The 15691-nt window shown below is 40.2% G+C and carries 8 protein-coding genes; 4 read left to right on the top strand and 4 right to left on the bottom strand.

Annotated elements, in window-relative coordinates:
* Positions 1 to 586 precede the first annotated feature (586 nt).
* Complete coding sequence (locus M23134_RS41280) at positions 587 to 730, top strand: hypothetical protein (protein WP_002699747.1); 144 nt, start codon at positions 587 to 589, stop codon at positions 728 to 730.
* Between the two features lie 939 nt (positions 731 to 1669).
* Complete coding sequence (locus M23134_RS21175) at positions 1670 to 2647, top strand: HNH endonuclease (protein WP_157558577.1); 978 nt, start codon at positions 1670 to 1672, stop codon at positions 2645 to 2647.
* A gap of 592 nt (positions 2648 to 3239) precedes the next feature.
* Here the strand turns inward: M23134_RS21175 and M23134_RS21170 are convergent.
* The 4 genes from M23134_RS21170 to M23134_RS21155 form a co-directional block, all read right to left on the bottom strand.
* Positions 3240 to 4532 (bottom strand): hypothetical protein, encoded by a 1293-nt coding sequence (locus tag M23134_RS21170; protein ID WP_002699740.1) that lies wholly within the window; start codon positions 4530 to 4532, stop codon positions 3240 to 3242.
* A 45-nt stretch (positions 4533 to 4577) separates the two neighbouring features.
* Positions 4578 to 5807 carry a hypothetical protein gene (locus tag M23134_RS21165; RefSeq protein WP_157558576.1) on the bottom strand — a complete coding sequence of 410 codons (1230 nt, stop codon included), beginning with the start codon at positions 5805 to 5807 and terminating at the stop codon, positions 4578 to 4580.
* Positions 5808 to 5991: 184 nt separating this feature from the next.
* Positions 5992 to 6906, bottom strand: a complete 915-nt coding sequence (locus tag M23134_RS21160; RefSeq protein WP_002699738.1) for an anti-sigma factor family protein — start codon at positions 6904 to 6906, stop codon at positions 5992 to 5994.
* Positions 6896 to 7513, bottom strand: a complete 618-nt coding sequence (locus M23134_RS21155) for an RNA polymerase sigma factor (RefSeq protein WP_002699736.1) — start codon at positions 7511 to 7513, stop codon at positions 6896 to 6898. The genes M23134_RS21160 and M23134_RS21155 overlap by 11 nt, the downstream gene beginning before the upstream one ends.
* A gap of 410 nt (positions 7514 to 7923) precedes the next feature.
* On the opposite strand from M23134_RS21155, the gene M23134_RS21150 reads away from it, so the two are divergent.
* Positions 7924 to 10224 carry a carotenoid oxygenase family protein gene (locus M23134_RS21150; RefSeq protein ID WP_002699732.1) on the top strand — a complete coding sequence of 767 codons (2301 nt, stop codon included), beginning with the start codon at positions 7924 to 7926 and terminating at the stop codon, positions 10222 to 10224.
* A gap of 152 nt (positions 10225 to 10376) precedes the next feature.
* Complete coding sequence (locus M23134_RS21145; RefSeq protein ID WP_002699731.1) at positions 10377 to 15611, top strand: AAA family ATPase; 5235 nt, start codon at positions 10377 to 10379, stop codon at positions 15609 to 15611.
* The last annotated feature ends 80 nt before the right edge of the window (positions 15612 to 15691 follow it).

Below are 15691 nucleotides of genomic sequence, written 5' to 3'. Positions count from 1 at the left end.
CGTAAGCCGTTGGGTGAGCTTATGCAGCTAATATGTTACTGAAAAATAGTAGTTCAAAGTCGTATTGTCAAACAATTATACCATCACCAACATAAAAGGCGTTGGCTGTTGATTGAAGGAAAATGGTCATAAAATTTATTCGGAAGAAAAGTTGAAGTATACAACCTAGAATACACCAAAACTTTTTTTAAAGCCTCTAAGCAATGTTTTCACCCTCTTGAGTACTTTCGTAAACTCAAGGGCACTTGTGAGCAATGGGGTAGGCAAGTAACTTTGTCCTCAGAGTTGAAGCAATAAGGTTTCTTTTTCGGAAAAAACAAAAGCTAACGTAATGGCTAACGTCAAAACGGCTTTGAATGAATGTTCAGGGGCGATTAGGAGGAAAAGCTAACAGAAGGTAAGCAGGGGCGCATTTTTATACCATTTTTAGAGCCATTATTTTTGTAGCATTAGGTCGAAAAAACTTTGTCCTATCATTTTTTTTCACGCGCCATTATGTTTGTAAAAGATTTTTGAAAGAGCAGAAAAAACAGCGACTGCTCGACAAAGGTTCGCTGTGTGATTTTAATAAAAAAAATACAACTTAATGACTTTATTAACCATTCTAAAGTTGGTCAATTTGGTTATAAGCATTGTCAATAACACTGTTGCCATTGTGAAAAACCTGAGAAAACCCAATGAGGAGAATAATGAAGAAAAGAAGATTGTTAAAAAGAAAAAAGCTGAATAGATTACCCTATCAGCTCTTTTTAATTTTCGTGATGCATTGCCCAGGAGTGAAATGTCGACAAACAGTTAGAACTCTGGGCTCCTTATAATGGAGTAACACCTTTTATTTAAAACGAAGTTAGGCAATTTTCTGTTCATTTGGAAGCAGAATTTTGCCTTTGCTTTGTAACATTACTTGCCGCAGGTTATACCTCACAGCTCTTCCAGTCTTTGCCCGGTAGCAAAAAATCGATTATAAAACATGTGATGTGGATATACAAGTCTGATTGAAAACCCATACAAACTCACTTGTAGTGGTCTTAATGACAAGGCCAACACAATGCACGTTCTTCGCTATCGTTCCCCGCTCTCTTGGTCAGCTGTGCTTAAAGAGGAGGGACAAGCTTGGTGATGGCTTTTAGAGGTAGACATACAAAGAATTTAGTGTACGGATAATGGCAACGATTTGGTATAACTGCCGAGCAACGAGCAGAGTTGAGCCTCGCTTGTTCCATGCTTTTGCAGGTTGGCTTTTATTTGTTGGGCAAGGGGCAAATAGTCGGTAAGCAGGAGGCAGTGCTTACTTTGACAAAGCCTTTTTGAGGCGTTGCGCTGGGGGGTATCAAACTTAAATTCGCGGCTAAAGCTTGCAACATGGCTTTCATACCTTGCAGGGCAATTGTGGACTTGAGCCTTGAACACGAAAAAAAATGAGAGACTACCACAAGGCAGCAGTAGAGGGCTATGGCCTAAAGGTAAGCGACCCAACCAAAAACAGTACACGTGAATAATCCTTTCTTTTTGGATCATATAGCATCACTTTTTTTTGACAATAAGGGCAGTCATTTTCTTGCCCCTTATATTTTGCTGTTTATGACGAAAAATTTAGTTTTAGCCCTCATCAAATACAAGCCTTCTTATGACTGTAAGCCAATACCTTCAAAAATTCAAAAAATTAAATGTGAATCACGCAGAGAAAAACAAAAAAGGCAGCGTGGCACCACATAAGCCTATTTTGTTGTTGAGTATAATTAGGTTAATTGAAGATAAAGTCATTACATCTCATCAGATATATCTCACGCCCGAGCTACTGTCAACTTTTAAAAAGTATTGGGAACTACTTGCCAACCCTAACTATCACCGGGAAATTTCTCTTCCTTTTTTTTACCTAAAAAGTGATGGGTTCTGGACACTCGTTCCCAACCTGGGACATGAAGAGTTCTTTGCATCTAAGAAAACAATCAAGACTTTTCACCAACTGACTACTAAGGTAGCCTATGCCGAGTTAGATGAAGCATTGTTTCAGTTTTTACAAAACAAGCAACATCGCCAGGACTTTTGCCAGATATTACTCAATACTTACCTTGCCTACAGTAAAAACAAATTTACTGAGCAACTCAACTATAAGCAATATATTCAAGAGGTAGGTAAAAGTATTGTAGAAGAAGATTTTGAGGCATACTATACGCGTTTGAATCAGGTAAAAACAAGGCTCAAAGCCGGAAGTAAAGCCAGGGAACAAGTAGATGAAGAAGAGTTTATACGAACAGCTAAGTTTTCAGAGTTTATTTTAGAAATATATAATTATTCGTGCTGTGTTTCACAATTAAACATACAGGTAAGCCCCAAAGTCAAAAGAAAAATCAGTATGGTAGAAGGCTGCCACATAGAACCCTTTCATGTCCATGGCAACAATAGCGTAAATAACGGCATTCCGCTTACCTATACCATACATAAGGCGTTTGATAAGGGTTTGATTGCCATTGATGATCAATACCGGGTAATTGTGAGCAATAATTTTAAAGAAAATAAGACCTCACCCTATCATTTGCATCAGTTTCATAAACAAGAAATTCTATTGCCACAAAACCCCCAATATTACCCAAGCCTGAAAGCTCTCCAGGCACACAGAGTAAAATTTGGATTTCCCAGGTCATAAACCAATCCTCGCCCAAACCCCTCAAAACCAACTAATCATAAACCCCACTGGTGAAGAAACATAGCAGCTTCTTTCAGCAAAAAGCTATCACTCCTTAAAACAGGGAGATTTGATAAACACCCCAATAAAAAAAGCCGAATAAAGTATCCGGCTTTTTCTGAGAGATTTTAGGAATCTATTGCGTACTAAACACAGTTTTAAAAATCTTTGAGTCAAAATTAAATTGTTCTCTGGGCTGCCTTCTATCACAGTGGACTAAAAGTAGTGAATGCCCTTTAGTGATCTTTCATAAATAATTTGAGCCATTAAAGTGTATCTATTGCCCTCATTCTTCTCAAAAAAAAAAGCCTCATAGCTTTGGCTATGCACCGTTTTTTTTGAATTGTCTGAGAACAATATATTTTCTTAAATTGGCACATCTTATTTTTTCCAGATCACTTACTAAATTGGTTATATGGTTTGTTTTCGTTCCAATATTTCCTGATAAGTAGACAGCCTTCGTGCTTACAACCAGAGAAGCTTCACTTTATAAAAAAGGTTACTTGGTGCGCTTGTAAATAAATGACGCACCACCCCTTCTTTCATTACAAGATTACCTAAATATTTTTTTTACGTTTATCTTGCTTTCCGCGCTTTTACCGTTCAAGTCGCTCATTTTAACCGTCAGCACCATCAAACGAGGAATTTTTGCCGATTTACCGTCGTTATCGTAGGAATAATGACCACGCAGACGCACATTAAACATGAGCATTTCGTTGGCAGGCACATTACGCAAAGTTCTGCCATAGTCTACCATATGTTTCTTTAGGTCTTTTTCCAGCTTTGCATACGCCTTCTCTGTCAATTGTTTGTATTCAAGACGTGCCTTCTCACGCTTTTCTTTGCGTTGTTTTTCGCTCAGCCCTTTGGTATTATCATCGTCACATTCGTTCACTATCACAGTTCCCCCTCCACTTACCACGCTATAGCTGTGTCCGTGTCCTTTGTGTCGTTTGGGCTTTCTTAACCTGAGGTCATAAATCACCCCAAAACCTTTCAAATGAGCGTAACTGCTTCTACTGCTTCGATAAAAACTCTTGCCATCGGTATTTCTACGCTCAAACAATTCATCTAATATCTTCTTAAATACTTCTAGTTGTAGCTTATTTGCGGGTGGTATGTCAAGCGAAGATACCTTCATTTTCTTTTCGAGTGCTTTTCCCTGGTTGGCTTTCACATCTTTGTAAGTAACCTCTACTATCAACGAATTTTTCTCCTTGAGTTCAGGTTTTTGTCTAAACAAACGGTTCATATTCAACACTCTGTCATAGGTTACCACAATCTTGTCATTGTCAGACAATTGACTCAACAACGAACTATAGTCTCGTATGAATACCTTAATCAGGTCCAAAGCTTTAGCTCTACGGCCATTCAACACACTGTCAATACTTACCCCACGCACTTGTTTCCGTTTTCTTACCCTATTGCCTACTACTACTGGCGCCAGTGCTACCGCCTGTTTGTCTAACCAGTAAATCACCTCACCCGATTTATAATTATCAATATTGATCACCTTTACCCGGTCGCGCATCACTTGTTTTGTGCCTTCGTCAGACAAGTACACCACACCATCGCTTATATTATTAAAAAACACTTGTGGTATTCTAAACAACACCCCATAGTTGGGAATATAAGTACCTCTGATGCTGCTTGTACCGCGTATCATATGGTGGCGATGGTCGTCGAGTGAAGTTTTAAACAAAGTAGACAACACTTTTTCGGTGACTTTAATGTCACGGTTCATTCTTTCTTCATCTATCTTTTGCGCCCAGGCAAACTGCATACTGGCAAGACCTGCCACAAAAGCCAATAAAAAAAGCTGGGTTATTTTATGAATATGTTTCATTTTGTTTTTGTATTTCTTTGTTAAATAATTCGGTTCTTCAATTAATTAATACTTTTGCAATACTACTTGACTTTGTGCATTCTCAGCGGTCATTCTCCCCGCTTTTACATTTTGTAGCACGCCCGCTTTTACACTTACTTGTACACTATGTGGCACATTGGGGTCATCTTTGGTATACCACATTTTGGGCAACGACACCTGCAACACTAGCCACTTGTTGGCGGCAATGCCCTGTAGCACCTTGCCATACTCTACCAAATATTGCTTTATTTCTTGCTCAAACTTTTGATATGCCTTGCCATAAGCTTGCTGCCGCGCTGCTTTTACTTGTGCATAGTTGCCACTCTTGCGTGCCCTTATACTGTCTGAATCTATCACTTTGTTATCTTTAATTATTACATATTTTTCATCATGCGACACATTTACTCTTTGGTTTAACTGAAGGCTATAGAGCACTCCCATATCTCCTAATTGATGGTACCTTACGCGGTTGTACCCCTGAAAAGACTGAGAAACGCTGCGTTTGAACAAGCCCTCTATAATGCCCGACATTACTTCTAATGACCGATTAGTCGTATTCAATCTGGTTTCTTTGCTAAAATTTACCTTGTCTGGATTGTTGCTCCAGGTTTGTTTATCAATAGAGGCTACCAAAAAACGGGGCATCAATACACTGTATTTTTTGCTTCTGCTTTGGTAATAGCGTTTGTTACGATGGTCGTATACCAGCTCTATTTTTTCGTTGCCTGTCAGTAGCGTCATTAAGCCACTGGCTTTTGCCAAAAATGACTTCATAGCGGCTTTTAGGTCGGCTTTGCGTTTTTTCACCACCTCATTTCTATCTACAAGTGTATACTTATAATCAGGTTTGCTGCCCGAACGCATATAATGCACTAACCTGTCGTTGATGTTGTATTTACTTTTGTCAAGTGCTACTCGTGTGTTGCCTCTAAACTTGACATACAATTTTCCCGTTTTGCGGTTACGCCTCACCCGACGGCTACGCACCCCAAGCATTACTCTGGGTAACGTTATTACTACTCCATACCCTTTGATATAAGCCGCAGTGGTGTTGGTTTCTTGCCCAAGGTATACATACCCATGTATGTTCATCCTTGCCGGGTTGCGCAACTCTTTGAACGATTGGGTCAATTGCTTTTCGGCTTTCCTCAGTTGGGTAGCCATTGCCTGGTTTACTGGTGTCTGAGCATTGGCCCACAGGCATAGTACTAGCAGCCCAGCTACCATTAGCCAGATTTTATACGGTTTTCTCATGTCATTATTAATTATATGGTTTTTTGGGTATTCAATAGTCCACAGCACTCATGGGGTTCTAGGGACTGGGTTCTAGGGATTAGGTACACCCTGCCTCCTAAGTAATCATACTTTTTATATCACGCTGACTTTTAGCAACTTATAAAAATCGCAATTAGAAGTCCCACCTTGTAGATTCAGCCAATCAACGTTTGGTCACATCATCAACGGCTGACTTTCTGTTTACTTTTTCTATCACCTTTGCCAGCAATCGGTCACTTTGCAATTGTTTACTGTTGGTATTATCGGCAAGGGTACGAATACTCAGGTGAATATTTTTCAAGTCGCTTTCACGCTGATCGTCCACATAGCGGGCGTAGTCGGCAATGGCTCTGCCCACGTAATCTTTTTGGTTTTTGTTAGACAACCTGATCAAATCAACCATTGTTTTTAGGTGGTCTTTTTTTAGGTTATCCAACATCATTTGTACTTCAGTAATGCTAAACCTTTGGTTAGAGGCTACCTTTTTTCGTGTGGGCAACGCCTTCAATCGCTGATTTTGTCGTACAATTTTGTTTTCCAGTCCACCCAGTTTATCCGACAAACTATCGCCGTAAGACGCCATATAAGCCGACAATAGTTTTTCTACCTCTTGGCGGTCAATGCCTTTGTTAATAATAGTGGGAGGCACTTTCCTGGGTTTTACCGTTGGCTGGGTAGCTTCTTTGCCAAAGCTGATGGCAAGCCCTTCGTTGCCCGACTTTATTTGCAGGTTGGTGAGCGCCCCCATCAAAAACACCAACACTATAGCTGCTGCCACCCCAATCAGGGTGCGGGCAAAACCCATCGTCATCAGTTTAGCTTTTGGGGCAGGTGTTTGCGCTATAGGCGTAGCGGCAAAAGCATTGTTTTCATCTATCAAAATCAACGGCTGCCCTGCCTCTTTGTCGCTCAGTTTACCCATGATACTTTGGGTACTTCGCATTTCCTCCAGCGTTGCCTGAGCTTCAGGGTTTTCAACAAGGTAAGCCTCTACTTGTTGTCGTTCTGCCCCCTTCAGTTCATCATAGAAGTAAGCCATCAATGTAGCTTCATCGGGTGTATAACTTTTATGATTCATAGTGTATAGTTTCTTTGTTAATGTTCCACTTGTTCAATACTTTTCTGAGCGCATTCAAACCATAATACATTCTTGATTTAGCGGTATTTTCTGAGATGGCTAATGCTTCGGCAATCTCTTTGAACTTAAGCCCCTCATACTCTTTCATAATGACTACTATGCGTTGTTCTTCGCTCAACTCTTTGAGCGCCCGGTGCAATACCTGTTCAAGTTCAGTTTTTTGGTACTGTTGGTCAGGGTTGGCAAAACGGTTGGTGTCTTTTTCGTATTTGCCCCAAGGTGGTGCCTCCTCCCCTGCTTTCTGCGCTGACTTAAACAAAGATACAGTCCAACGGCGTTTGTTGCGGCGTTCTTCTTCGTGACAGTTGTTACTGGCTATGCGATACAACCACGACCTAAAACGGGCGGGTTGTTCCAGCTTTTGCAGATTTTTGTACACCGCAATAAAAGTGCGTTGGGTAGCTTCCATTGCCAAATCGTGGTCGTTAAAGTATTTATAAGTAAAATTATAAATGCGATTGTTCCACAGATTTACCAAATGGTTAAATGCCTTCCGATCTCCATTGCGTGCCTTATTCACCAACATTTCGTCATGCACCATTTGCATTATCTATCAAGGGGTTTAAGTGTGCTCAGTACTTTTACTATCTCTTTTTGTTATTGGTGAGATGATGTGGGCTTCAAAAAAGTTTTAAAAGGAGGATTTTTTTTCTGAAAAAGTGCATTTAAAAAATCTTATCTGCAGTAATAAAACAGCAATAACCAAGGCAAAAGCAACTTAATCACCTCATCCTAAGCAATTTACTATTCTCCTTTTTGTTTTTACAAATCAAGAGAAATGACAGGCCTATTACGATCAAAAAGTTGACGGTCAAAAACTCAAACCAATAAAAAAAGCTTGCAATGTGTTTCAGCAAAATTAAATACTGCTCACCATAGATTTAACACATATTTATATTATTTTAGAAGTGATTTCACCCACTAAACTATCAATCAATTTTTGCAATACATTACAATATGTCGGAACAAACCACAATCCCTACAAGACCACTAGTCTCCTCAACTCGCGAGACCCTCAATTTAACTCTGGAAGTAAAGTCTGGTACACTGCCCAATGATTTATGCGGCTACGTATACATCAACACTCCCAATGGTACTGTCAACTCTGCCTTGCCTTATCCCAAAACCCACCCTGACGGCAAACCCAACCAAGAGTACAGTTCGCCGCTTTTGGGTGGTGGTGGCTATATTTTTAAGTTTGACCTTACCCAGCCAGGCACAATCACCCTGAAGGCAAAGCTGCTAAAGCCCCCTTCTTATTATGCAGACAAGGCCACCAAATATGGCACCACCGGACACACACTGCTTGGTTTTAAAAACCTGGGCATCGCCCGATTATCTTTTGTATTGGGGGCTGCCGAACAAATAGCTACCGCTATAGTGCCCGTAAAATTTAAAAATGATCAGGCTACGCGTTTGTTGGCTACCGCCGACCTGGGCAGGGCTTATGAGTTTAACCCCAAGCTACTAAACGTTACCCAACCCATTGGGCAATTGAGCGATTATGTAGCTGCCACTCCTGCCATTGTTCCCTGGATTTTTAAACTCATTCAAGGTACTGCTCACCCTACCTTTGACCCTGTCACCCAAGAACTTTTCACGGTAAACTATACCAAGTCGGTAAAGACCTTGCTTCAGGCTTCGGGGTTATGGCCTTTGTTGCAAAGTGCTCCTGAAACAGTAGAACAGCTATTGGAAGAATGTATAGATGAACTAGAAGAAAAAAACACCCACAGCAAAAACAAGCTTAGCTTTGAAGATTTCGTTGAGCACCTGGAAAAAAAACTTAGCCAAAAACAAAGTAAGCTTCAGGAAGCCGCCCAATCGGTCAAGACTCATGTAGAAGTAAACCAAAGCATATTTGATAAAATAAAAGCGTTTTTTATTCATCTCATCAATAAAATATTTGGCAAAGAGGCAAAGGCACTGGAAGAAAAAGTAGAAGATACCATTGTAGAATCTATAGAGTCAAGCACGTCTATAGAAGATGAGGTGTACCTGCTTCGCTTTAGCGACACCAAAACCCACGACCGATGGAAGGTGGTAGACGAAAATGGGGATAATATAAAAATTCTTCAATGCATGCACCAAACCAGCATTAGCAAAGATTATGTGCTCTTGATTGATGCAGCCTTTAAGCTTTCGCTGGATGTGTTGATGAATAATCCCTTTCCTAACAACGAAAAGTTGAACAGGTTTTTGCGACAAATTACTACCCAGCCTCAACTTGCCAATACTCCTCTATACATTATCAAGCGTGCCGACCTGATTGCAGGCAATGAAACCGTGGTAGCCAAAAGCCTGACACTCAAACCTGAGTTTATTCATTTTACGGCAAACTATAGCAATGATAATCAACTGATTACAATTTATACTGCGTCCAATGCAGCGGCTTGTTTGGCCGAGTGGGTCAGGTGTTATGATGAACTTATGCCGGGCACACCTATTGAAGAAGGAACTGAGGGTATTTTATGTGTGGGGTCGATGGATGTAGGTAGGGTAGGAAAAATTGTCATTGATGCTGAAACGGCTACCATTAAAGAAGAAATCATGACCTATGAAACCGGTAACCCAGACAAAAACGGGGGTACTGCACCGCATACGTGGCTTTCGGGGTTTTATACATTCAGAGATTTTATTTCTGCCGAACAACCAGTCAACGAAATCAAAAATATTTATTGGCAATTTGGCGCCCTGGAAAAACGCCGACTTACCAAGTTTATTTTTGACTTATACAAAGATTACCCTAACCGCATAGTACCTGCCGAAGACATAGAGAAGTACAGCGAACAGGGAGTACCCTTGCAAATTGCTCGTTTGAATACTGACACTATGAAACTAGAGGATTATTATCAATATCCTGACAACTATACCTTAGGCGCTATTCAGTTTGTACCTAAAAAAACGGCTACTCCGGGGGTAGAGCCCAGCATGGACGGCTACTTGTTTACGACTATGATCAATGGGATAGAAGAAGCAGGCGATCATATTAACTACCTGCGTGAGGTATGGATTTTCGACGCCAGCAATCTAGCCCAGGGACCTACTTGTGTATTGACTCATCCAGATTTTGACTTTGGTTTTACACTACATTCTTTGTGGATAAATGACATAGGAGGGGATGATTTGGCAGACCATTTGAGCACTGATATAGTAGACGAATATCAGCATTTGATAGATGGGGTACCCCCTCAACATAAAGCTGCTGTACAAGCTATTTTTGAGAAAGAGGTATTTCCGAATTTTACTTCAAAATAATGTGACAAGTCAAACAAACTTGTCTTATCTACCTCCCCATTGCCTCACCTGCCAGGGCTTGCTTATAACGTAAGTTTACCCAAACCCTGGTAGAATTAAGCGGTCTGTGGCGGAGCATCAACAAAACATAAATTATAACACGGTTAGGTACTATGAAGAATATAGCGAACTATCAGATTACCGACACGCTTTACAAAAGCGATAAAACGAGTGTATTTTTGGCTTCCAATGAGGAAAACGATCAATTTGTGCTAAAAACTACCACCAACCCTTACCCTAGCCCCGAAGAACTCAAACGCTTTGAGCGAGAATTTAAAATTAGCCAAGACCTGGAAATGCCAGGCATACCCAAAGCACTGTCTCTTATTCCGCAAGGCAACAGCTTGGCTATATTGCAAGAGTATATTGCGGCACCTACGTTGGGCAATGTCATCAAAACACAAAAGCTCAGTGTAAGACAAGTGTTACAAATAGCCATTTATTTGGCCTCTACTCTTGAAAAAGTGCACAAAAAAAATGTGATTCACAAAGACCTGAATTGCAACAATATTTTGCTCAACCCTGAGACTTATCAACCTACCATTATTGATTTTGACATTGCTACCCAGCTTTCGACAGAAAAAACCGATATAGGCAATGTAAACAATCTACAAGGTACCCTTCCTTATATTTCGCCAGAGCAAACCGGCAGAATGAACCGTAGTATTGACTACCGAACCGATTTGTACTCGTTTGGCGTGGTGTTGTACGAAATGCTTACAGGCAATTTACCTTTTCAGGGCAAAGAACAAATGGAAATTATCCACGCCCATATTGCCCTCAAGCCCAAACCACCTCATCTTATAAATTCAGAGATACCCCCGTTTTTATCTGAAATTGTACTTAAGTTGCTTTCTAAAAACGCCGAAGATCGCTACCAGTCTGCCAAAGGGCTAAAAAGCGATTTATCAGACTGCCTGGAAAACCTGGACAACAACAATGCTCACCAACTTGTATTGGGCAAAGGCGATTACTCTGATAAATTTCAGATTTCGCAGAAATTATACGGAAGAGAACAAGAGCGCGAGAAGCTATTGTCGGCTTTTGACAAAACATGTGAAGAGGGCAACGCACAGCTGGTACTTATCAAGGGGTATTCGGGCATAGGTAAGTCGGTATTGATACAGGAAATACAAAAACCTATTACCCAAAAAAACGGGTATTATATCAAAGGTAAATTTGAACAGTTTCAAAGAAATATACCTTACCTTGCTATTATTCAAGCTTTTGATGTATTAATAGATCATATACTTACTGAATCTCAACAAAAGCTCACAAAATGGAAAAACGACTTGTTGACAGCCCTAGAGGGTAATGGACAAGTAATGGTAGATGTAATACCTAAATTAGAATTGATTATAGGCGAACAAGCTCCGGTAGAAAAACTCCCTTCTACTGAAACCCAAAACAGGTTTAACTATACATTCGAAAACTTTATCAAAGTATTTACTCAAAAGGAGCACCCCATTATGCTTGTCATTGATGACTTGCAGTGGGCAGATAACGCCAGTTTGCAATTGCTTGAGCTGTTTTTGAAAAATGCCCAAAACCAATATTTATTCATTGTAGGGTCTTACCGCGACAATGAAGTTGATCAAACTCACCCTTTGACAGCTACCCTCAAAGAAATAAGTAAATATGCTGAAATACAAAGCATTGCGTTGTCGAACCTGCGTATTGAACATATACAGTCTATTGTAGCTGATACGCTTAAAACCGACATCGAATCGACCGAAAGTTTAGCCCAGCTCATTTTTAACAAAACAGAAGGGAACCCATTTTTTATCAATCAGTTTTTAACTAGCTTGTATCAGGATGGCTTATTGTTTTTTGACTATACACACTATCAATGGCAATGGAATGATGCCAAGATAAAGTCGCAAGACATGACGGATAATGTAGTGGAGTTATTGGTCAAAAAAATTGAAAAACTGCCTGCCCAAACCATTGATTTACTGAAAGTTGCCGCTGCCTTTAACAACCAGTTTGACAAAGAAGCACTGTTGGCATTTTACCCGGAAAGCAGCCTGGAAGAAATAGAAACAGCACTCAATGAAGCGCTCAAAGAACAATTGATTTTGAGCAATCAGAAGGGGTATAAGTTTCAACACGACCGCATCCAACAAGCCTCTTATTCTTTAATTGCCCCAGAAAATATAGCTCAAGTACACCTCAATATTGGTCAAACATTGCTGGACAATACCCCCGAAGAACTACTGGAACAAGAGGTTTTTAGCGTGGTCAATCAATTAAATAAAGCTCAATCGCTTATTACTACTCCTGCTTCTATTGACAAACTCAGACAGCTCAACTTTAAAGCTGCCCAAAAAGCCACCAGTGCTACCGCTTATAATAGTGCTATAAATTACCTGAATACAGCCTACGATTTACTCCCTACGGCTCCATGGGAAAACTTATATGATTTTACGTTTTTGCTACACAAAGAGCTTATCGAGGCAGAATACCTTAACGGAAACTTTGACAAAGTGGAGGAATACGCACAAAGCACCCTCCAAAACGCGCACACTTCGGTTGAAAAAGCCGATATTTACAATACACTGATCATACAAGCCACCCTACAGGCAAAGTATACAGAAGCTATAGAGGCTGGAAAAAAAGCCCTAGAGTTGCTCGATTTTGGTATACCAGCAGATACCGACCTGGAAGCAGCCATTGGTGCCGGGTTTGGGGCTGTAGCACAGCATTTGGGAGAACGAAAGGTTTCCAGCATTGTGGATGCTCCAGATGCTGAAGTAGCTGAAGATATTTTGGTTGCCAAGATCTTGTCTAATATGGCCTCGCCTGCTTATTTGTCTAACCCTAATTTATGGACATTTATCATTGTACAAGCTACAGCGCTTGGGCTCAAAAAAGGCAATGTACCTGAGCTTTCTACCATTTATAGTTCTTATGGAATTTTATGTGGAGTAGTTTTTAGTGATTATACCACGGGGTATGAGTACGGAGAGCTTGCCTATAAGCTAAGTGAAAAATACAATAATCTTCAGCAAAAGTGTAACTCTTGTTTTGTGTTGGGCTCTTTTCTAATATACCCTGTAAAGCCCGCCCACCATATTATGCCTGTATTAAAAGAAGGAGAACAACTGGGTTTTCAATCGGGCGAACTGCAATTTGCCACTTACAATACTATGATTGCTCCTAATGTAAGCTTTATAAAAGGCGATGACATTCAAACATTTATAGAGCATAGTGAAGCTAATTTATACATTAGTCTAAAGTACCAAAATAGCTTTGCCACAGACATTATTTTGCCTATGTACGGCCTGGCAAACGCTTTGTCAGACTCGGTATACACGCCTCCCAATCACTTACCCCAGGAGTTTGATACCATACTGGAGCTTACTACTAAAAACCAAACGTTTGTAAGTATCTATATGAGTCACCTGTATCAAGCAATTGCTTATTTGGTGATGAATGATACAAATAACGCCATAAAAAGCACAAACGAGGCCTTAAATTGGCTCCCTTACAATGTAGGCAATGCTCAGTATATGTCTACCCAGTTTTATTACCCGCTTATTCAACTGCAACAGGTAAAACAAATGCCGGATAAAAAAGAGGAGGTACTGAACCAAATCAAAGATTTTATAGACAAACTAAAGTTATTGAGTGAGCTTAACCCGGCAGATTTTCATAATAAGTACTTACTGATTAAAGCCGAAATAGCACAAATAAAAGGCGAGCATCTGGAAGCCATGGACTACTATGAAGAGGCCATCAATAAAGGGCAGGCACAAGGCCTTACTTTTGAGAACGCCATTGCGGCACAGATGGCTGCTTTGTTCTACGAAAGTATCAACAAACACCGCATAGCTCAGGTATATTGGCAACAGAGCCATCAGGCTTATAATATATGGGGGGCAAGCAAAAAAGTAAGCCAGCTAGAGCAAATGTATCCCTTTTTGCTCAAAGGAAACACGGGCTATAAAGACTCTCAAACTATAGTAACTACTACAGGTAAATCGGGAAACATTGGCAAAAAACTCAATTTTGATACTATTCTCAAAGCGTCACAAATGCTTTCGGAAGAGGTGGTACTATCATCATTGTTAGAAAAAATGATGGCAACCCTCATAGAAAATTCAGGAGCCCAACGAGGCTTTTTGTTTTTGTACAACCAAGACCAACCTTATTTAGAGGCTGCCGTAGACGTAAGCACTCAAGCCATTACCACCCTACAGTCGATTCCGCTGGAACAAGTAAATGCTCAGGAAGTAATTTTGTCGGAAGAGATCGTAAACTATGTGGTGCGTACCAAGCAAACCCTGGTGCTAAACGATGCCAGTAATGAAGGACAATTTACCCACTTACCATACATCAGTACCACCCATACAAAATCGCTTTTATGCACCCCTTTGCTCAAAACAGGTCATATTGTAGGTATTCTTTACCTTGAAAACAACCTCAGTACAGGCGCATTTACCAGCCAACACCTGGAAGTGCTCAATATCCTGTCTTCTCAAATGGCTATTTCAGTAGAAAATGCCCTCTTATATGAAAACCTGGAAGATAAAGTAAAAGAAAGAACCAAACAGTTAAATATTGCCTATCAGCAAATCAAACAAAAAAATGATGACATTACCGCCAGTATCAATTATGGACAGCGAATACAAGCCGCTATTTTGCCCAATACCCAACGTATAAAAAGTATTCTGGACGATTGTTTCATTTTATTTAAACCACGTGATATTGTATCTGGTGATTTTTATTGGTTCAATCAAAAAGACGATAAAGTAATTATTGCGGCTATAGACTGCACCGGACACGGAGTACCAGGGGCGTTTATGTCTATGATAGGTCATGCACTGTTAAGTGAGATAGTATCGGTAAAAAACATAGTGACACCTTCACAGGTATTGACCCAGCTGGATAAAGGGATTCAAGCGCTGCTTAAACAAGATAAAACCAAAAACCGTGATGGAATGGACCTTGCCCTGTGTGTTTGGGACAAAACCAATAAAGTACTTACGTTTGCGGGTGCCAAAAACCCATTGGTGTATATACAAAACAATACGATACACGCCATCAAAGGCAATAAGTTTAGCATTGGTGGAGAGGTTAGAAAAACCGAGGTCACGTTTGAAGAACATAGTATAAACATAGACGCCCCTACTTGCTGTTATATAGCGTCTGATGGGTACCAGGATCAGTTTGGAGGGCAAGAAGATAAAAAGTTTATGAGGAAACGCCTAAAAAACCTATTACTTGACATACACTCTCAAGATATGGATAGCCAAAAAAACATCCTTGATCAGACCCTTCAGGAATGGACAGGTGCTAAGCATCAAACAGATGATGTACTGGTAATAGGTTTTAAAGTAGAATAACACTTAGATTTTATTCAAAGCGCCTAAAAAAAACAAAAGACCTTGAAGAAGCACTTTTGCTAAGTGTACAATAAAAAACA

Source organism: Microscilla marina ATCC 23134 (genome assembly GCF_000169175.1).
Lineage (GTDB): Bacteria > Bacteroidota > Bacteroidia > Cytophagales > Microscillaceae > Microscilla > Microscilla marina.
This window is presented reverse-complemented; position numbering and strand designations above follow the sequence as displayed.